This is a genomic window from Paenibacillus sp. JNUCC32 (genome assembly GCF_014863545.1).
GTDB classification, from domain to species: Bacteria; Bacillota; Bacilli; order Paenibacillales; family Paenibacillaceae; genus Paenibacillus_AQ; species Paenibacillus_AQ lautus_A.
In genome coordinates, this window is the sequence record NZ_CP062260.1 from 1,620,527 (window position 1) to 1,640,530 (window position 20,004).

General features: G+C 51.1%; 19 protein-coding genes. 14 read left to right on the forward strand and 5 right to left on the reverse strand.

Translation table 11 applies throughout. The features are described 5' to 3' along the window. Positions 1-45 precede the first annotated feature (45 nt). Positions 46-1,056, forward strand: coding sequence for a LacI family DNA-binding transcriptional regulator (locus JNUCC32_RS07505; protein ID WP_176502415.1), 1,011 nt, complete (start codon positions 46-48; stop codon positions 1,054-1,056). A gap of 230 nt (positions 1,057-1,286) precedes the next feature. Here JNUCC32_RS07505 and JNUCC32_RS07510 read toward each other — a convergent pair whose 3' ends face one another. Continuing rightward, the gene (locus tag JNUCC32_RS07510) at positions 1,287-2,267 is read right to left on the reverse strand and encodes an oxidoreductase (RefSeq protein WP_192571534.1); all 981 of its coding nucleotides are present in this window, start codon (positions 2,265-2,267) and stop codon (positions 1,287-1,289) included. Between the two features lie 169 nt (positions 2,268-2,436). Here JNUCC32_RS07510 and JNUCC32_RS07515 point away from each other — a divergent pair, with 169 nt between their 5' ends. Further along, positions 2,437-2,853 (forward strand): Lrp/AsnC family transcriptional regulator, encoded by a 417-nt coding sequence (locus JNUCC32_RS07515; RefSeq protein ID WP_015735878.1) that lies wholly within the window; start codon positions 2,437-2,439, stop codon positions 2,851-2,853. A gap of 188 nt (positions 2,854-3,041) precedes the next feature. On the opposite strand, the gene JNUCC32_RS07520 is transcribed toward JNUCC32_RS07515, so the two are convergent. Next, positions 3,042-3,650, reverse strand: a complete 609-nt coding sequence (locus JNUCC32_RS07520) for a TetR/AcrR family transcriptional regulator (RefSeq protein ID WP_192571535.1) — start codon at positions 3,648-3,650, stop codon at positions 3,042-3,044. 222 nt (positions 3,651-3,872) lie between these two features. Here JNUCC32_RS07520 and JNUCC32_RS07525 point away from each other — a divergent pair, with 222 nt between their 5' ends. The 4 genes from JNUCC32_RS07525 (at position 3,873) to JNUCC32_RS07540 (ending at position 8,168) form a co-directional block, all read left to right on the forward strand. After that, positions 3,873-4,631 carry an SDR family oxidoreductase gene (locus tag JNUCC32_RS07525; protein ID WP_096774172.1) on the forward strand — a complete coding sequence of 253 codons (759 nt, stop codon included), beginning with the start codon at positions 3,873-3,875 and terminating at the stop codon, positions 4,629-4,631. A gap of 190 nt (positions 4,632-4,821) precedes the next feature. Then, positions 4,822-6,825, forward strand: a complete 2,004-nt coding sequence (locus JNUCC32_RS07530; RefSeq protein WP_192571536.1) for a Na+/H+ antiporter — start codon at positions 4,822-4,824, stop codon at positions 6,823-6,825. A 129-nt stretch (positions 6,826-6,954) separates the two neighbouring features. Then, positions 6,955-7,404, forward strand: a complete 450-nt coding sequence (locus tag JNUCC32_RS07535) for an RrF2 family transcriptional regulator (protein WP_096774170.1) — start codon at positions 6,955-6,957, stop codon at positions 7,402-7,404. Between the two features lie 122 nt (positions 7,405-7,526). Beyond that, positions 7,527-8,168 carry a nitroreductase family protein gene (locus JNUCC32_RS07540; protein ID WP_090908614.1) on the forward strand — a complete coding sequence of 214 codons (642 nt, stop codon included), beginning with the start codon at positions 7,527-7,529 and terminating at the stop codon, positions 8,166-8,168. Positions 8,169-8,271: 103 nt separating this feature from the next. Here the strand turns inward: JNUCC32_RS07540 and JNUCC32_RS07545 are convergent, their stop codons facing one another. Then, positions 8,272-8,910 carry a TetR/AcrR family transcriptional regulator gene (locus JNUCC32_RS07545; protein ID WP_192571537.1) on the reverse strand — a complete coding sequence of 213 codons (639 nt, stop codon included), beginning with the start codon at positions 8,908-8,910 and terminating at the stop codon, positions 8,272-8,274. Positions 8,911-9,079: 169 nt separating this feature from the next. Here JNUCC32_RS07545 and JNUCC32_RS07550 point away from each other — a divergent pair, with 169 nt between their 5' ends. The 6 genes from JNUCC32_RS07550 (at position 9,080) to JNUCC32_RS07575 (ending at position 16,823) form a co-directional block, all read left to right on the forward strand. Continuing rightward, complete coding sequence (locus tag JNUCC32_RS07550) at positions 9,080-11,317, forward strand: MMPL family transporter (protein WP_192571538.1); 2,238 nt, start codon at positions 9,080-9,082, stop codon at positions 11,315-11,317. Between the two features lie 136 nt (positions 11,318-11,453). Next, positions 11,454-11,936, forward strand: coding sequence for a tetratricopeptide repeat protein (locus tag JNUCC32_RS07555; protein WP_096774167.1), 483 nt, complete (start codon positions 11,454-11,456; stop codon positions 11,934-11,936). A gap of 213 nt (positions 11,937-12,149) precedes the next feature. Next, positions 12,150-12,398: a hypothetical protein gene (locus tag JNUCC32_RS07560; protein WP_036660860.1), complete on the forward strand. Its 249-nt coding sequence runs from the start codon at positions 12,150-12,152 to the stop codon at positions 12,396-12,398. A gap of 231 nt (positions 12,399-12,629) precedes the next feature. After that, entirely contained in the window at positions 12,630-14,417 is a 1,788-nt protein-coding gene (locus tag JNUCC32_RS07565; protein ID WP_192571539.1) for an ABC transporter ATP-binding protein, read from the forward strand. Further along, positions 14,414-16,270: an ABC transporter ATP-binding protein gene (locus JNUCC32_RS07570; RefSeq protein ID WP_192571540.1), complete on the forward strand. Its 1,857-nt coding sequence runs from the start codon at positions 14,414-14,416 to the stop codon at positions 16,268-16,270. Before JNUCC32_RS07565 ends, JNUCC32_RS07570 begins: the two co-directional genes overlap by 4 nt. A 76-nt stretch (positions 16,271-16,346) precedes the next feature. After that, positions 16,347-16,823 (forward strand): GNAT family N-acetyltransferase, encoded by a 477-nt coding sequence (locus JNUCC32_RS07575; protein ID WP_192571541.1) that lies wholly within the window; start codon positions 16,347-16,349, stop codon positions 16,821-16,823. Between the two features lie 136 nt (positions 16,824-16,959). Here JNUCC32_RS07575 and JNUCC32_RS07580 read toward each other — a convergent pair whose 3' ends face one another. Beyond that, complete coding sequence (locus JNUCC32_RS07580) at positions 16,960-17,805, reverse strand: chemotaxis protein (protein ID WP_145038061.1); 846 nt, start codon at positions 17,803-17,805, stop codon at positions 16,960-16,962. A gap of 244 nt (positions 17,806-18,049) precedes the next feature. Between JNUCC32_RS07580 and JNUCC32_RS07585 the strand changes: the two genes are divergently transcribed. Both JNUCC32_RS07585 and JNUCC32_RS07590 read left to right on the forward strand, forming a co-directional pair. Next, positions 18,050-18,877: a sensor histidine kinase gene (locus tag JNUCC32_RS07585; protein ID WP_192571542.1), complete on the forward strand. Its 828-nt coding sequence runs from the start codon at positions 18,050-18,052 to the stop codon at positions 18,875-18,877. Continuing rightward, positions 18,874-19,533, forward strand: coding sequence for a response regulator (locus JNUCC32_RS07590; protein WP_096774162.1), 660 nt, complete (start codon positions 18,874-18,876; stop codon positions 19,531-19,533). The genes JNUCC32_RS07585 and JNUCC32_RS07590 overlap by 4 nt, the downstream gene beginning before the upstream one ends. A gap of 74 nt (positions 19,534-19,607) precedes the next feature. Here JNUCC32_RS07590 and JNUCC32_RS07595 read toward each other — a convergent pair whose 3' ends face one another. Further along, a complete protein-coding gene (locus tag JNUCC32_RS07595) occupies positions 19,608-19,955 on the reverse strand; it encodes a hypothetical protein (protein WP_015735863.1) in 348 nt (115 codons plus the stop codon). Positions 19,956-20,004 lie beyond the last annotated feature (49 nt).

Genomic DNA, 20,004 nt, shown 5'->3' on the forward strand with positions numbered 1-20,004 from the left:
CATAATAAATTGAAATTCCAAAATTAAACAAATGGAGCACAAGGGATGATAAGAGCGACTATTTATGACGTTGCGCGCGAAGCCGGCGTCTCCATTGCCACCGTTTCTCATGTCATCAACGGCAAGGGCAAGATCAGCCGCGAACGGCGTGAGGAAATTCTGGATATCATGAAGCGCCTGAACTATCGGCCGAACGCGATTGCTTCCGCCCTCGCCGGCAAAAGAACCTTTACTCTTGGATTGCTCGTTCCCGATATCTCCAACCCGTTTTTTGCCGAGATGGCTCGCTCCGTCGAGGATCAAGGACATCAGCTCGGTTACAGCGTGATCATCTGCAGCACGGACAACCAAGAAGAGAAAGTAAAGCGCTACGTTAATCTGTTGAGGCAGAAGCAAGTGGATGGCGTGATTATCGGGACGGGTATATCCCATGGCGAGCTGCTTAAGCCGCTTCAAGAGCATTCGCTGGCGATAGCGCTTATTGCCCGGGACAATCCTGCGCTTGATGCCAGCAGCGTCCGGGTACATGACCTGGAGGGAGGACGGCTGGCTGCGGAGCATCTGCTACAATTGGGTCATCGCAGACTCGCAGTGCTTGCTGAGAATGAACGGGTGACAAGCAGCAGCGAGCGGGTAAGGGGATTTGTTGAAGCTGCCGCTTCACACGGTTTGGAGCTGTCCCCCGGCTGTATTGCGGCCTGTGACCATAAGATCGAGGATGGTTACCGACGAGCTAAAGCCATGCTGGAGCTAGCGGTAAGACCCACGGCACTGTTCTGCTGCAACGACCTGCTGGCGGTCGGTGCCCTTCGGGCGGCCCGCGAACTCGGACTGCGCGTACCGGAGGAATGTTCGGTCGTCAGCTTTGACGATACGATTCTGGCCAGCGTCACCGATCCGCCGCTGACCGTTATTGCCCAGCCGATCGAGCAGATGGGCCGCATGGCGGTTGATCTTGTCGTAAGGGGGCTGTCCGGCAAGGGTGATCCTGCCCGTCGAATCGTGCTCCCCCCGGAGCTGATCGTCCGCCAATCGACGACCCTGCCGCCGGCTTAAGATGTTTCGATCCTGACGGTAATCTAAACCTCCTGTCCATTTGCTACAGCAATGGGGGCGTATGATCACGGTTTATTGAGGAGGATCGGCAAATTGGTTCAGATGCAAAATTGATCGGCTTCAAGAATAGGCCGTCTCCAAGGGGAGTTTCAAGCTCCCTGTGGAGACGGCCTTTGGCTTTTCTATTGAATTGCGCAAGTTAACGACTAAGTTGCTTGAGTTCGCAGTCATTAAACTAAGGTCAGCATTTTTTTACCGAAATTTGCATCTTCCAGCAATGGGCGGCCGATGGCTATCATATCTGCCATCCCATCTGCTAGAATGAAATTGGCGAACGCCTGGGTGCGTATATTGCCGACCGCGATTACCGGAATGTTTACATATTGTTTGATCACCGCCGCATAAGGTGTTTGGTAGCCTTCCGGCGTGGCTAAAGGCGCAGCAGGAACGAGACCGCCTGAAGATACATGCACGGCATCCAGTTCGGACTGAAGGTACGTCAAGGCCAGCGCAACCTCTGCCGGCGTCAGGCCGCCATCGGCAAAGTCGGATGCAGAAACCCGCAATTGCACCGGGTAGGCGTTTCCTACTTCGGTACGGATGCCCGCCAGAACTTCATGGATGAAGCGGACTCTGTTTTCAAGGCTCCCACCATATGCGTCCGTTCGCCGATTCGACAGCGGAGAGAGGAATTGGTGGAGGAGATGACCATGGGCGGCATGAAGCTCGATTCCATCAAAGCCGGCCTGGAGGCTTCGGCGGGCAGCCATCCGGAACTGGTCGATGACCGCGTTAATGTCCGCTTGGGACATCGTTTCGGGAAGTCCATATTGATCATCGTAGGCAATCGCACTAGGAGCCAGACTTTTTTCGGTGACGGTAGGCCATGCTTTTCTGCCAGCGTGGGTCAATTGGATGAAGATCGGCGTTCCTTTCGCATGGACCGCATCGACAATTCTGCGTAGGGAATCTGCATGCAGTTCGGTATATATTCCAATATCGTCCGGGAACAACCGGCCGTTTGCCGACACGACGGTAGATTCGATAATGATCATACTGACATGTTCCGCCCGTTCACTGTAAAATTTCACATGATAATCGGTTGCATGAGAATCCGGCGTTCCTTGATTTTGCTGCATAGGAGCCATGATCATTCGGTTCTTCAATTGTAAGGTTCCGATTCGTATGGAATCGTGTAGGCTGATCATCATTGTATTTACCTCCTAGAATGTGGCTTGTTAACCTAGTTCCATTGTATAAATCAGAGCCGGATAGTTACAGATGATAATCAAGGAATTCCTACCGTAATACTTTGAAATCATAGCTGTTTCGTACATTCGACTTGGAAATTGTAGTTGGGAAGGCAGGGAGTGTGTAATCATGGATCAAATTGATCTTCAAATCTTGGAGCTGTTAAAGCATAATGCAAGAATCTCCTTCTCCGAATTGGGGAGAAAGGTCAACATGACGCAGCCTGCGGTATCCGAGCGTGTGAAGCGTTTGGAGGAGAAAGGCGTAATTACAGAGTATCGTACGGTTCTTTCAGCTGAAAAAATGGGGAAGGGCGTAACGGCCTTCATCCTGATCCAGGCCAGTCATTGCGGCCGTCTGACGACATTCGCCAAACAATCGCAGGAGGTCGTCGAGATATACCAAGTCAGCGGTCAATACAATTTTCTGATGAAAATCGAAACAGGTTCGATGAAGTCTCTCGAAACCTTTATCTATCAGTGCAGCGAGTATGGGCATACAACGACGATGACGGTCCTATCCATGCCTTTAGACCAACAAGAATAAGAATCCGGTTGTAAGAAAAGCGGGTTCATGATCGATTAACCGCTGAGGAACCTGTGAAGGAAAGGAGAAAGCGTATTTTAAATGGTGTTCTATGGCAGATCGACGTTGAAAAACCATGAATCCTTTCACTTGCTTAAGAAAGGGCTCATGGTTTTTCTACTTACTTATCAAGGTTATCAACGCCGATTTCATGTAGGGTCCGTCCGCTTGATCTGCGTCCTAACGCTTCGCGGCCTCCAGTTGATCATAAGAATCAGCTGATCCCTCATATAAGGGACGGAATAGTGGAAATTGTTCTCGATCCAGTGGAATACCAGGCCGATTAAGGCGTTCATATTATAAATGATGAGAAGTTCATGATTGAGCTCTTCGCCCGGATAGTCCAAATCCTCCAAGGCGATTTGCTTAAGGGCGGAGAACATTTTATCCCGGACCAGCGGCAGCACATCGCTTTTGAACAGGGACGTGTACACGCCGGCATTTTGATGGATATGGTCGAATATTTTGACCGCGTTGGCGGGCAGCTCATCGATATGAAAAACGTCGACATCCCCGTATGGAGCTCTAAATGAAGCGATTAGCTCCTCCATGAGCGGAGTCAGGATATCATCCAGCAGAGCCTCTTTGTTGTCATAGTGGGTATAGAAGGTACCTCGATTATAGTTGGCCGATTCGACGATTTCCGTGATGGAAATGCTGGAGAAGCTTTTTTGCGAGAGCAGCGACAGCAGCGACTGCTTTAAAGCCTCTTTGCTGCGGACGATGCGCCGGTCGCTCCTTTTTCTGTTCGTTTGCATAGGCAAGAGTCCTTTCGGTGAAAATATAACGTATTTAATTATTTCAAATATAAACAGATCCCCGTATTTTGTTCGTTAACGCACACTTTTGCGTTTTTTAATGATTGTGACCTATATCATACTTTGATTATACTAGATTTGACATATGTCTGGTATTGAACAGCTGTTGATATATTGTGCCTGATATTAAAATTTGATCAACGAATAATGGGGGTATGAAGCATGAGATTATCTGGTAAAGTTGCGATTGTAACCGGGGCTGCTTCCGGAATGGGAAAAGCGACGGCAGAATTGTTTGCTGCAGAAGGCGCAAAAGTCGTGGTGTCCGACCTTCGGCTTGAGGCGGCGCAAGCCGTAGTGGACGGAATCGCAGCGAATGGCGGCACGGCCTTGGCTGTGGCCGCGAATGTTGCCAAGGAAGAAGAAGTGCAGCAGTTGGTGGACGCCACCGTTAAAGAATACGGAACACTTGATATCTTGATCAACAATGCCGGCATCATGGACAATTTCGTGCCGGCAGCGGACGTGACGGATGAGCTGTGGGACCGCGTATTCGCCATCAACGCAACGGGGCCGATGAGAACCATTCGTAAAGCATTGCCGATCTTCTTGGAGAAGAAAAGCGGAGTCATTGTGAACATTGCTTCTGCCGGAGGCCTGATGGGGTCCAGGGCAGGCGCTTCGTATACGGCGGCCAAACATGCCGTGGTCGGCTTGACCAAAAATGTCGGCTTCCAGTATGCGACGCAGGGCATCCGCTGTAATGCGGTTGCTCCGGGCGGCGTCAGCACCAATATCGGCACCACCATCAACGCGCCGAATTCGTTCGGCATGGAACGAGCCATGGCCGGCATGAACCTGAACCCGCGGGCGGGCGAACCGGAAGAGATCGCGAAGGTGGTATTGTTCCTCGCTTCGGACGAAGCCAGCTTTGTCAACGGCACCGTCGTCACAGCCGATGCGGGCTGGACTGCTTATTAATACGAAACGGCTGGTTAAATAGGCTTCCTAAAGGACACTCTTTAGGGGGCCTTTTTATGATCAAGGCAAAAGGCTGAAACTTTACCGCGTCATTAATAAACCATCGTTATTCTACACAACCTAAACCCGTCTATTGAAAGGCAGTGAATGTTACATAGATGAATCCCCTCAGAAAAGGAGCGAATGCAGGGTGGAAATATTTTTAATGGTCCTTATTTTTCTGGTTTTGATCGGGATCTCCAATATGATCCATCGATTTCTGCCGTTCATTCCGGTCCCGCTGATCCAGATCGCCCTCGGAATCGGGGTGGCCTATGTCCAAGGTTTTCATCATGTGCCGCTGAATCCCGAATTGTTCATGGTTCTGTTCATCGCGCCGCTCTTGTTCAATGATGGAAAGCTGACCCCGCGCGACGAGTTATGGAAGCTGAGATCGTACATCCTGCTGCTGGCGCTGGGTCTCGTATTTGCTACGGTCTTCATCGCGGGGCCTTTCATTCACTGGCTCATTCCGGCAATCCCGTTATCGGCGGCCTTCGCCCTGGCAGCGATACTGTCGCCTACGGACGCGGTAGCGGTAGGCTCCTTGTCGGGTAGAGTGAAGCTGCCGGGTAAAATCATGCATTTGCTTGAAGGCGAAGCTCTGATGAATGATGCATCCGGTCTGGTTGCATTCAACTTTGCAATTGCAGCAACGGTGACGGGTTATTTCTCCCTGACGAAGGCTATCGGCAGTTTTTTGGTTATCGCGGTCGGAGGAATCATCATCGGTGCATTGCTGGGATTTCTTGTGATCTGGTTCAGAATGCTGCTGCGCCGGCTCGGTATGGAGGATGTCACGCTTCATATGTTGATCATCATCCTGACGCCGTTTATCATTTACCTCATAGCCGAGGAGTTTCATGTATCCGGGATTCTGGCCGTCGTTGCGGCGGGCGTCACCCACGCAGTGGAGAGGGATCGCATGCGCTCGGCGTCCATCAAGCTCAGAGTGGTATCGGACAGCACCTGGTCCGTCATTCTTTTTACGCTAAACGGATTAGTGTTCATTCTGCTAGGGCATGAAATTCCGGGCGTCGTGAATCAAATATGGAGTGACCCTGCCTATAATAACGGACAAGTCGTCGGTTACATATTTTTGATAACGGCTGTGCTGATATTGCTGCGATTCGCATGGGTATGGGTATCAACGAACCGTCAGTTCAAATCTTCCCTGCTGACGGCCCTCTCGGGCGTTAGGGGAGCATTGACGCTGGCCGCGGCCTTCTCCATTCCGCTGACCCTTGCGGACAACCGTCCTTTTCCGGAGAGAAGCTTGATGCTGTTTATCTGTGCGGGCGTCATTCTCTTAACCCTGGTGATCGCGAGTGTCCTGCTCCCGCTGTTGACCCGGGAAAAAAATGCCGATACGGCGACGATGATCGATCCTGGAAAAGAAGCACGGATTCAAATGCTCCAGGCGGGTCTTCGCACCGTACGGGAAGAAATGACCGACGAGAACAAGGAAGAGGCAGTCCAGCTCATCTATGCGTATACCAAGCGGCTTCAGCAATCTCATATCACGGATAAGAGCGACATGAAGGAGTTCTGGGAAGCCACGATCGCAGTTAGAAAAATCGGCCTGGCGGCGGAGCGAAGCGTTGCCGAAGCATGGCTTAAGGAACATAAAGCCTCAACGCGAGCAGCCGAGCTGTTCCTATCCTCGCTTGACAGAGTCGAAATGCTGCTTGCCAGCCGATACAAAATCAAGCTGTTAATGAGAACATTATGGCAGAATTTGAAGCGCTTGCTGACAAACAACGAGCCCAAAGAAGTGCCGATGTCTCCGGATCATCCGGATTGGGACCAGTATAAGGCGTTGAAGCTCGAGGCCATTCGTGCGGCGATCGTCGAGATTCAAGCGGTGAAGCCGGCGGAGAAGAAGGAAATCTTGCAAGCTGTAATCGCGGATTATCGTGCAATGGAGCATTTTCTCCAGAACGATCGCGTTTGGAGCCGAAGAAAACAGAAGCTGAGCAGTGAACGCATGGAACTGGAACTTAAAGCGATTCAATCCGAGCGTAACGAGATTCAGAGCATGTTCGAGCAAGGCGATATAGACCGGACGCAGGCAAGCCAGCTTAGAATGGACGTGAATTACCGGGAGGCGAATTTGTTTGAGTCGCAAGCGCTGGTCGAGGACGAGGGCCATTAAGCAGCGGCCCTTATGTTCTTGAAGGAGTGTCAGGATTACGTTACAATAATGAAAAGCTGGATGGGAACATCTGCTTCTGCCGGTGAGTACCCATTCAAGGGCTTTTTATTCTAAAAAGGGGGTAGGAACATGAGCATAAATAAAGAAGCGGCCTCCAAAAAATCGACAATGGCCTGCCCGTCCACCTATAAAACCTTCAGTATTGCCGTGCAAGCGCTTGTGACCCTTGAGCGTCACTCCGGCAAGTGTTCTAGCGGCGATATCGCATCGTATCTCCACTCGGAGTCGACGTTGATTCGGCGCGTGCTGAAAACTCTTGCCCAAGCGGATCTGATTGAATCGCGTGAAGGAAGGGACGGGGGATACCGTCTGAGGAAGAATGCCCACGATATTTCGCTGGCTGAAGTATACTCGATTCTTCAGGTTCACAGCTCGATTAGCGACAGCATGCTGGACGCGGCAGCAGGGCATTGTTTTGCCGAGGAAATCAAGGAGTCCTTTGCCGGCATCTTGTCCGAGATTGAGGAGAGCACCTTGAAAATACTGGAGTCGCGCACGATCGCGGACATCGCTCAATGAACCCTTCTAAATTGGGTTGACAAAGAATTTAGGTGTGCTTTATACTGTGCATTAAACAACACAGTTAAGTCGCGATATAAACTGTGCAGAATATTGCACAATATAAATTTGGAGGGATAACCATGTCTGCAACAACGACAACAAAACCCGATTTTCAAACGGTGATTCAGGAACGCCACTCGGTTCGTCAATACGACCCATCGGTGAAGATTCCAAGAGAAGAGATGGAAGCGATCTTGAAGGATGCTACACTGGCGCCTTCTTCAAGCAACCTGCAGCCATGGCGTTTTCTTGTGATCGATGATGCGGACCTCTTGAAGAAGCTGCATCCGATTGCCAACAATCAGGAGCATGTTCTTCAAGCATCGGCCGTCATCGCTGTATTGGGCGATCTGAAATGGTATGAGAAGGGCGAGAAAATTTATTCCATGTCTGAAGAAGCCGGTTATATGACCGAAGAGGTGAAGCAGCGCTTCATTCATACGGCCGAAAATATGTATGCGAACCTGGCTCCGTCCATTAAGGAAAGCATCGTGGACGTGGATGCCGGACTGATCTCCATGCAGCTGATGCTGAGCGCTCGCGCCAGAGGATACGATACCGTTCCGATGGGCGGATATAACAAGGATCGGTTTGTGGAGGAGTTCCATATTCCTTCCCATTACCGCAGCGTGATGCTGATCGCCATCGGGAAAGCAGCCGCTCCAGGCCGTCCGACGGTAAGATTGCCGCTGGAAGACGTTGCGTTCTGGAATGAAATCTAAACAGGCATCAAAAAGAACGGAGGTCATTAACAGACCTCCGTTCTTTTTGGTTGTAGTCGTTGAAACTCTTCTAGTCTAGAAATTTGCCCGATTATGCTTGGAATTACACATCGAGATTCTCGTTGGAAGGCCTTACAGCCCCATGCAGGAATAAATCAACGATGTCAACAGCCATATCACGGGAGCTGGCATAACCGCTTCGGGTGTCTTCACGATTGCCCAGCATCAGCATGGCCGAGAAAGCCTGTGCCATTAGCAAGGCGTTGCCTTCCCGAAGCTCGCCCGATTGCATGGCTTGATGAATCTGTTCGGCAAGGACTTCATGAATCCGCTGTTCCGCCTCACGGATAGCGGCCATTTGCTCCTTAGACAAGAAAGGCTCCGCTTCCCGCATCATGGTCTCCATTTCGGCATGAGGCTTGGCAATCTTCGCTTCGGCTACCCGGATCAATCCAGCCTCTAGGGTATCGGCTTCCTGCAAAAAGCGATGTGTAGAAGCATAAGCTTTATCTAGAATCGTGGTTACCGCTATTTTAAACAGCTCGGGTTTACTTGTGAAATGATAATAGATGGAAGCCTTGGTCACTTGGCAAGCCTTCGCGATCTGCTGCAACGATACGGACTCGTAGCCATTCTCCATGAACAATTTGGAGGCGGTCCAGAGGATCGTTTCCTGGATGGGAATCTGATCGGCAGCTGCTTTGGGACGTCCGGGATTTCGGGGGTTACGTATTTTTGTCATGATGACCTCCTGTGTATAGTGTAAGACATGAGGGGCGCATTTTCAAAATAAATATTGAATATTAACCGACCGGTATATATAATTAATTTGCAATGTTGCATCGAAAGGTTTACGAAGGAAGAACCATGATGAAGTACAAAGACTACGTAGGAATGGAGAGGATCTGCATATGCACGGATCAGGACCGAATTACGGAAAATGGGTAGCGGGAAAGCGAAGCAAATGGGTCACGCTCTGTGTATGGATACTCATCGCGCTGGCGTTGAATTTGCTATGGCCGGCTGTTGGAGATAAAGAGGATAACAATGCAGCCAATCTGAAGGAGGATGTTCCGTCCGTCGTAGCGGAAGCGATGGCCGACAAGGAATTTCCGAGCAACGGCGGCGTGCCGGCTCTCGTCGTATGGCATAAAGAAAGCGGATTAAACGAAGAGGATCTGACCAAGCTGCAGGAATTGACGGCAAGCCTTGAGTCCGATCCGCTCCCGTATCAGACGTTCGTCGTTCCTTTCCATCAGCTGCCTCCGCAAGCCTTAAGCGCACAGTTATCAGAGGATCGGAGCACGCTGGTGATGCCTGTATTTTTTGAAGAAGATCAGGAGACGGACCAGCTTAAGGAAGGAACGGCCGAGCTGGAGAAGCGGTCGGAACAATTGCTGGGCAGCAATCCGTTTCAGGCTGCCGTTCAGAGCGGAGACGGAATCAGCGCTCGCGTAACGGGACCGGTGGGAATATCTATTGATGCAACCGGATTGTTTGAGGATGCCGACGTATCGCTCATGATTGCAACCGTGCTTCTTGTTCTGATATTGCTGCTGTTGATTTACCGTTCACCGATTCTGGCCCTGATTCCTTTGGTTGCGGTCGGCTTTGCGTATATGGTAACAAGCCCGATTCTCGGGTTCATGGCGGATCAAGGCTGGATCACGGTGGATTCCCAGTCCATCGCCATTATGACCGTGCTGCTCTTTGGAGCCGGAACGGATTATTGCTTGTTCCTGATCTCGAGATTCCGCCAGCTGTTATGGCACGAGCCCGATAAACGCAAGGCCTTGTTTCAGGCGATTACCAGCTCATCAGGCGCTATTGCGATGAGCGGCTTCACGGTTGTATTGTCTCTGTTCGCGCTGCTGCTGGCTCAGTACGGGGCATATCAACGTTTTGCCGTGCCTTTCAGTTTGTCGATTCTCATCATGTTTATAGCCAGTCTGACATTGGTGCCCGCATTGTTGGCTATTTTCGGCAGAGGTTCGTTCTATCCTTTCATTCCGAGAACCCCGGAGATGCAAGCGGAACGCGCCCGGAAAAAAGGAAAGCCGGTTCCTGCCCCTCACAAGGAGAAGGAGAGCCGGATCGGCCGCTTGGTGACAACGAAGCCTTGGACCGTCGTTTTGGCAGCATTGGTATTACTGGGTGGACTCGCGACGTTCTCGTCCCAAATCAAGTTCACTTACGATCTCTTATCCTCTTTCCCTGAGGATGTACCTTCGCGTGAAGGATTCGCCGTCATCGGCGAGCAGTTCTCGGAAGGAGAGCTTGCGCCGGTTCGCGTGATGGTGGACAGCGGGGGGCAAGCTTTGGACCTCGAGGAGCGGCTGAAAGCGCTGGATTACGTGGATCGCGTATCCGAGCCGCAGAATGGGGCCGAGAATAACGATATCATCGGTTATGAAATCGAGCTGTCCATGAATCCTTACTCCATGGAAGCAATGCAGCACATTCCGGATCTTCGGGAGATCGCGGAGGCTTCACTGGAGAAGGCAGGTGTCGGCAATCCGGCCGAAGCCGTGTGGATCTCCGGTCAAACGGCTACCCAGTACGACACCGAGATCGCTGGCGAGCATGATGCCAAATTGATCATCCCCGTCGTTATCGGCTTGATTACGTTGCTCTTATTGGTGTATTTGAGATCCGTTGTAGCTACCGTTTATCTGATTGCAACCGTCATTTTGTCTTACTTCTCGGCCCTCGGGCTTGGCTGGATCATCATTCATTACGGCCTGGGCGCCGAAGCCATCCAGGGAGCGATTCCGTTGTATTCGTTTGTGTTCCTGGTTGCGTTAGGCGAGGATTACAACATCTTCATGATCTCGAGCATATGGCAAAAGCGGAAGCAAATGCCGCTGAAGCAAGCGATCAAAGAAGGCGTTGGAGAGACCAGCTCGGTGATCACCTCGGCCGGCTTGATCCTGGCAGGAACCTTTGCCGTACTGGCCACGCTTCCGATTCAAGTGCTGGTACAGTTTGGGATCATCACGGCCATCGGGGTTATGCTGGATACGTTCATCGTGAGACCTTTCCTGGTACCCGCAATCACGACGCTGTTGGGCAAGTGGGCGTTCTGGCCGGGCAAAGCCCATATGGCGGCTGAGGAAAAGCCAGCTTTGAACGTTGAGAACAAAGCATAAACATTAGCAGCCTGTGACACCCGCCTCATCTTTAGACTATTTATAAGATGAGGCGGGTGTTGCATTTTGACCAGTGCGGATGGCGTCTGGTAAGATAAGGTAGGAAACGCGGATAAAACTCAGAGGGATGTGCCCCATGACAACGATACAACAAGCCATTGAACTTCGTGCCGAAGGCAAACCGGAGGAAGCGAAAAAAATTCTCCTTGAGCTGCTGCCCCAATCCCCGGATGATCCGGATATCCATTATCAGCTGGCCTGGGTGCATGATATGATGGGCCTTGAGAGCGAAGCGGTTCCTTATTACGAGAAGGCGATCTCTTTAGGGCTGAAGGATCCCGAACGGTGCGGCGCCTTGCTTGGACTTGGAAGCACATACCGCACATTGGGGATGTACGGCAAATCCAAGGAGACATTCGAGCAGGGACTGCGGGATTACCCCGGGGCGCGGGAGTTCAGGGTGTTCTACGCGATGACCTTGTACAATTTGCGACAGTATGACAAGGCGATGGAACTGCTGCTTAGAGAATTAAGCGAAACCAGTAATGACGAGGGGACCAGGAGCTACCAGAGAGCCATTGCTTTTTATTCTGATAAGCTTGATCAGGTTTGGAAATAAACGTTATCGGCATCACTTTATTATTCTTGTTAGGCGAACGATTCGTTCGAGTCTATGAAAAAACAATGTTATGCATCCAGCCCAAAGACGGACTATCATGAAATTGATCCTATCGTCACTTGCTTAACTGAATTTTAGATTGCTTTCATCTCTCACTAAGGTTTGGACCTTATACTAAGTATGTCACTACAAGTGATGGAAGGAGCAACGACGATGAACAAGAAAAACAAAATGAGTATGTGGTCGATCGGATTGGGAAGTGCTTTTTTGATGATGATGTTAGCCAACCATGATAACGTTCATGATGGTCAAGCCCGAACCGGTATCGCTTCGAATGGAGTCAGATCCAACGTAGCCATTCAATCTGTCGACAAGAACGCAGCCGTTACAACCATGCCTGAGAAGCAGGAAATAACCCCTGAAATGATCAATCAATTCTTGAAAATAGTTGCAGAGACATAAGAAATCTTGATTCCTATACGTAATCTGTTAGAAGACCAGCTCCCATGCCGAGGGGCTGGTCTTCTTGGCGTGATCCAGAAGCTAGGGCTCAGGTTTTACTTGGTGCTGGTGCGTCCCATAACGATTTCTAGTAATTTATTTGAAAAACGGGAACCCACGTTCTTGTCATATCTTACCATGGAGCTTATTATTATCAATAGGGTTAACCGAAGCGGAGGGATTATAAACGAAATGCAAAGCGATCACACGTTAAACAGCAAGCGAAGGACCACGGGGATTGGGATGTATCGGGAGATGCTCGCCAGGTACGTATTCCCCCATAAGAAGCTTCTGGCAGCCCTGACGGTGCTGCTGTTATTTTCCATTGGACTCCAATTGATCAATCCGCAGATCATCCGGTATTTCATCGATACGGCTCAAGGAGAGGGAAGCCTGACCTCCCTTTATTATGCGGCAGGATTTTTTATTCTCTTTTCATTGCTTCAACAAGGCGTTTCCATAGCGGCTGCTTATTATAGCGAGAACCTGGGCTGGACGACCACCAACAAGCTTCGTGCCGAGTTGGCGGAGCACTGCCTGTCGCTGGATATGAGCTTTCACAAAACCCAAACCTCCGGATCTCTAATTGAACGGGTGGATGGCGATGTGAATGCGCTCGCCAATTTCTTCTCCAGTTTCATTATCCATCTGTTCGGCAATCTGATCCTCATGCTCGGGATCCTGGCTTTGCTGTATCGGGAGAACTTCTGGATCGGCCTTGTCATGACGGTGTTTGTGGTCGGCAGCATTTACGTCATTCAACATATCCGGCGATTTGCGATACCGATCTGGAAGCGGTGGCGCGAGCTGAATGCGGATTTCTACGGATTCATCGGCGAGCACCTTGAAGGAACCGAAGATACGCGTGCCAACGGGGCGGCCGGATATGTCATGAATCGATTTTATGAGATGGCCAGGCGGATGCTGCCGGTTCGCGTTCGTGCGTTCATCGGATTTTTCTTGATGTGGAGCACCACGATATTGGTGTTTGCGCTTGGCAATGCAGCGGCTTTTATCGTGTGCGCCATACTGTGGAAGAACGGACAGGGCGGCTTGACGATCGGCTCCATCTATCTCGTGTTTTATTATACGGAGCTGCTGGCCAAGCCTATTGAGAAGATTCGCACCCAATTGGAGGATTTGCAAAAAGCGGATGCCAGCTTGATGCGGGTCCGCGACCTGCTTGCAACCGAGCCCAGGATCAAAGACGGCCCTGGCGCGCCGCTTCCGTCAGGCCCATTGTCGGTGGAATTCCGGAACCTTAACTTCGCTTACGAAGAGGGCGGGCAGGCTACGCTTGAAAATCTGCAGCTGCGCCTTGAGCCGGGCCAGACTCTTGGGCTGCTCGGCCGTACAGGCAGCGGCAAAACGACGATCGCACGCCTGCTGCTACGCTTCTATGATCCACAGGAGGGAAGCATCGAGCTGGCGGGAACCGATATTCGAGGCTGCAAGCTCCATGAACTAAGGCGGAAGGTCGCCATGGTCACGCAGAATATTGAGATTCTTGAGGGAACCGTCCGGGATAATCTGACCTTGTTTGATGAAGGCATAGCCGATACCCGTATTATATCCGTGTTAGAAGAGCTTGGACTAGGGGATTGGTACGGCTCGCTTCCCGAAGGGCTGGATACCAATCTGGCTTCTGGAGGCGGAAGCCTGTCTGCGGGCGAGGCCCAGCTGCTGGCGTTTGCACGCGTATTTTTGACGGATCCGGGTCTTGTCATTCTTGATGAGGCTTCCTCCCGGCTTGATCCGTTAACGGAATACCGGATCGAAGCAGCCATTTCGCGTCTGCTGCAGGAGAAGACCTGCATTATAATTGCCCATCGTCTGGCTACGGTTCAGCGCGCCGACCGGATTCTCATACTGGAGAACGGAAGAATGCTCGAAAGCGGCCGCAGGGAAGAGCTGGCCTCAGATCCGCAATCGCGGTTCAGCCGCATGCTTGCCGTTGGAATGGAGGAGGTGCTGGCATGAAAACTAGGCATTTTTTCTGGCGGTTGATTATGTACCGCCCGGGGTTGTACCTCATCAACCTGTTCGCGTGGTCCCTTATCCATATGGCCCCGCTTGTGCCCGGACTGTTAACCAAGGCCTTCTTCGACCATTTGGAAGGCACTTATTCTTTTCCTTACGGCGTTTGGGCGATTGCGGTGCTGCTTATCGGCGCTGCCTTGGCACGGATTGCGCTGATCTTCGGCGGCTTTATGACAGACGTGCATTTCCGCTTCCGCATCAGCACCTTGCTCCGCCGTAATATGCTGTCGCATGTCATGAAGGAGCCCGGCGCGCGAGCGATCCCTTGCTCGCCCGGAGAAGCCATCAGCAATTTCCGGGATGACGTGGATCAGGCCGAAGAAGCGACGAGCTGGTCAGTAGATACATTAGGGCTTGTCGGTTTCGTCATTGTCGCCAGCTGGATTCTCATATCCATCGATCTGCAGCTTACGATTCTCGTGTTCGTTCCTTTGATTCTGGTGGTGACCGCAGCCCAGATCGCAACCGCGCGCATCCAGAAATACAGGGCGGCAAGCCGGGAATCGACCGCCAAGGTAACCGGGGCGATCAGCGAAATGTTTGCCAACGTGCAGGCGATCCAGGTCGCAGGAGCGGAGAAACGCGTGGTGGAGCGTTTCGTAAGTCTGAGCGAGAAACGGCGCCAATCCATGGTGAAGGATAAACTTCTGACGGAAACTTTGTCCTCCGTATTCACGAACTCCGTTAACCTCGGTACCGGCCTGATCCTCGTGCTCGCAAGCCTTAAGATGCGAAACGGCGATTTTACCGTCGGGGATTTGTCCCTCTTTGTATATTATTTAACATTTGTTACCCAGCTCATATCGAACGTCGGCAATTTCATGACGTATTACAAGCAGATGGGCGTCAGCTTTCAGCGCATCAAATCCATGCTGCAAGGAGCACCGGCTTCTCTGCTTACCGCAGCCCATTACATTGGTATCGGCAAGGTTAAGAGCAAGCGAACCCATGAAGAGAATTCCGGTCATCATGCCGCAGGATATGGGCAACCGCATGGGGCATCCAATCACGCTGCCGGCGCTCCGATCAAAGACGGGATGGAAACGGCATATATCGAGGCACCTCCGCTCTCGCTGCTGGAAGCGCAAGGGCTGTCGTACCAGTATCCCGAAACCGGACGGGGCATTTCGAATATCAATCTGAGACTCGCGCGCGGTACCTTTACGGTCGTAACCGGGATGATAGGCAGCGGAAAAACGACGCTGGTTCGCACATTGCTGGGCTTGCTGCCAGCCGAAAAGGGCGAAATCCGATGGAACGGCGAAAGGGTAACGGAGCCGGCTGATTTCTTCATACCGCCACAAAGTGCTTATACTGCGCAGATCCCAAGGCTGTACAGCGACAAACTGCGCAACAACATTCTGTTGGGTATATCCGAGCAGCCGGGCAGTCTGGAACGCGCGCTTCATGCGGCCGTAATGGAAGAAGATATCAAACATCTGCAAAATGGGTTGGAGACGATGGTGGGTCCGCGCGGAGTCAAGCTGTCCGGCGGTCAAGCGCAGCGGACAGCCGCGGCAAGAATGTTGGTACGGGATGCGGAACTCTACGTATTCGACGATTTATCCAGTGCATTGGATGTTGAGACGGAGCGCAAGTTATGGGAGAGGCTGTTCAGCGAGCGCGGAGGTGCGACTTGTCTTGTGGTATCGCATCGGAAGGCTGCGCTTAACCATGCTGACCATATCATCGTGTTGAACGGCGGTGAGATTGAGGCCGAGGGCACGGCGGAGCAGCTGCTGGCTTCCAGCGAAAGCTTCCGACAGCTATGGTACGGCGAAGAAACAGGATAATTAGGCGGGAACAAATGTTCAACGCGAAGAAGACTTGATTAAATCAACGTCACCTTAGACAGAGGAGTGAGGGCCCATGCCAATCGCAGAACAAATCCAGCTTGTTGTCCGCACGGCAGAACATCTGCCCGTCTTGAAAGAATTCGAGCTACCGGAGGACCAAGTCCAATTCACCTCTCATCCGAAAGAAGTTTTACACCTAGGGGAAGGTCAGTTTCCCATCGTCATTTTAGCTGATGGTCATCCTGTCGGTTTCTTTATCCTGCATGCTACGGAGCGCGTCAAGGAATATACAAGTCATTCTCATGCGATGCTGTTGACTGCTTTATCCATTGATCATCGACAGCAGCGTAAAGGTTACGCCAAACGAGGGATGCTTGCGCTGCCAGCGTTCATTAGGAGAGAATTTCCTTCCTGCAATGAGGTGGTGCTGGTCGTGAATCATAAGAATGTACCGGCTCAGCAGCTGTATGCAAGTGTTGGTTTCAAAGATACAGGCAGAAGAAGAATGGGGCCGATCGGAGAGCAATGGGTGATGAATCTAACCATCTGATATAACAGCAGCTTTCTAAAGTGAAAAACATGCTGCCATCTTCGATCAACGTTGGAATTGGTGCTTAAGTTCATTCTATGATCGGATCATCATATAGGAGCAATGCCGCAAAGATCCTATGTCTTTGCGGCATTGCTTATTTAACCTGATTTATGCTCCGCCAGGTCGCTTCCAATTGCGAAGCGATATATTCGAGAATCGGTTTACTGTAGAAATATCCGCTGTGCGACAACGGATTCCAGCTTGTCAGCCAGTTACCCACGTTAACGGATATGTCTTGGCGTACCGTGCGGTCATACTCTTCGTTAATGCTTTTGAGGGGGTAAGCAAGGATATCGTCCTTATCATAGAAATTGACCCATTCACCCAGCAGATGTTCATAATAGAGCTTCAGCTGAGCTGAAGGAACCACGATCGGCTTGTCAAAGTCACGATAACGCATGCTCCACAGCGGCAAAGTGGTTCCGAGCGAATAGAACAAGGTCAGAAGTTCTCCTCGCTCCAGCGGTGCTTCGGGATTAACGACCAGACGATGCCCGCGGGAGGAAAATTGCAGATCGTAGAAAAAATTGCTGGCGATCACGGACCCCAAGCTATGGGAGATTACGCATAACGGAGCACGGGGGCCGGCTGACAGGGCAAGGCGGTGCAGCGCCTCGCTAATCGTCCGATGAATGGCCTCGTAGTTCTGATCTTCGGATTCCACGGGCTGATAAGCCACGGCATCCGCCAGATTGTTGATTACGTACTGCCGGAGGTGCTGATAACGTAAACGGTAAGGTTTAATGCTGCTGCCGATTAATTCATCCTCGCGTGCCGCAAAAACATCGGCCCAATGCACGGCCTCCATGGCCAACTGCTCATGCGGGATGCCGGAGGTCCGGGAGAAGGTGTCCCTCAAGTTTTTCATGAATTTATCCGCATAACTTTTCTTTTGTGTTCCCAATCCGTGTACAATGATCACTGCAATTTTTTGCGTCATCCAACTGCAGCCCCCTTCATCGGAAATGGAATGAATGGATATCTTTTACTCTTTATAAGCGATTAGCACTTGAATTGTAAATAGGTTATTACAGCACGAGAGAATCCGGTGATTATTCGTAGCTCTATTGAGTCATTCCGCTCATGAACGATTTTGGTTACAATGAAGGGATAACCAATGGTAACATGGTAGGAAGAAAGGCGGGGTCATTACATTACTTTTATATTGAAATAGGAGGCAGGGTATGTCTTATAAACAAATGAAATGGTTGATACTCATCATTCCAACCTTGACGATTGGCATATGGGAATATGTTCGCCATGAGTTCCTGCTGCCTTATATATCGATGGATCTTGGCAATCTGCTGGCACCTGTCATCGTTTTTTTGGTTTCCATACTGTTCCTTACCCAGTTATTTTCGTTGATTGAACGGAATCAAGAGGAGTTGAACCGATCGAGGGCATTGCAAGCAGCCATGCATGAACGGGAGAAGATCGGCCGGGAGCTCCATGACGGAATCGCCCAATCCTTGTTCCTGCTGAACGCCCAGATCGACCGAATCGAGAAGTCAGGCCGTACGGGAGACATTCCGTATCAGGAAATCAAGGAAAGCGTTCATCGTACCAATACCTACGTAAGAGAAGCTATTGCGAATCTCCGCTACCCGGCAGATCCGCAAGCCATTCCGTGGATGCACAGCATGAGCAGCCTGATCGAGGAAATCAAGCAGGAGACGGACCTGCATTTCGACATCAAGTGGGGAATTCCGGACGCCATGCTGTCAGCCAAAGAAAAGGTGGAGCTGCTGGCTTCGATCAGGGAATCCTTATTGAATATCCATAAGCACGCCGAGGCGAAACACGTCAAGATTACCGCGAATACAACGGATTCGGGCTGGCATTGCACTGTCACCGACGATGGAAAAGGCTTTGATCTGGACAAGCCGCTCGGCAGCAACCGGTATGGTATCAAAATCATGAAGGATCGGGCGGAGGCCATGGGCTGGAAGTTCAAGATGGAAAGGCGGCACGACCAGACGATTATCAACATCAGGAAGGAGAGCACAGCATGAACAGTCAACCTTTTCGCGTGTTAATCATCGATGACAGCGATCTGGCAAGAGAAGGAATTCGCACCATTTTGAGCAGCGATCCGACCTTTGAGGTCGTGGCGGAAGGGCAAAGCGGTGAGGATGCCCTGGAACTGACCGAAATATGGATGCCCGATATCATCTTGATGGATATTCAGATGCCCGGCATGGGCGGTTTGGAAGCGACCAAGCGGGTGAAGGACAAGTTCCCTTACGTTAAGATCGTTATGGTCACGGTATCCGACGACATCGCCCATTTGTTTGATGCCCTGAAGCGTGGAGCCCAGGGGTATTTGTTAAAGAACTTGAATCCCGAATCATGGCACGAGTACCTGAAAGCCATTGCGGTGGACGAAGCACCGGTGAGCAGGGAACTCGCATTCCGCATCCTGAAGGAATTTTCGCAATACGACAAGCCGGACCCGAGCAAAAGTCCCTTAACGGCGCGGGAAAAGGAAATTCTGGGACTCGTCGCCGAGGGATTGTCCAACCGCGATATTTCGAGCGACCTCTGCATTTCCGAAAATACGGTCAAGAACCATTTGAAGAACATTTTGCAAAAGCTGCATTTGGAAAATCGGGTACAGCTGACCCGCTATGCCTTCGAACAAGGCTGGATGGGGAAGAGACAGCGATAAGCAAGGTACCGATGTCCGAAGGATGTTGGCGAAGAATGAATTTAGGCAAAACAGGCATCCGTGCGCACGGGCGCTCATTTCTGCTTCACCAGAAAGATCCCGAGCGCAATAATGCCGATCCCCGCCCAGTTTTTCCAGGTGGGAACCTCCTTCAGGAACAAGTAAGCCACGCCCAACGATATCAGGATCTCCAGACATTTGGAGAAGATCAACGTGTACCCCAGCTGATCGGTGGCTTTGTAACCAAAGCGGATCCCGTACCCGATGCACATATTGGCAATGACAAAGAGCGGAAGCATCCACAACTGAAACTGCAGGGTAGGCCAGAACAGATGCTGGATATGCTTGGTTTGGTACGAGAAGACCAGATTGATGATCGACAGTCCGCCGAAGAGCAAACCGACACTGTAGATATAAAACATATAGCCCTCCTGTAACGATGGTCTTTGTAGTACGCCATTAATGTTTCCC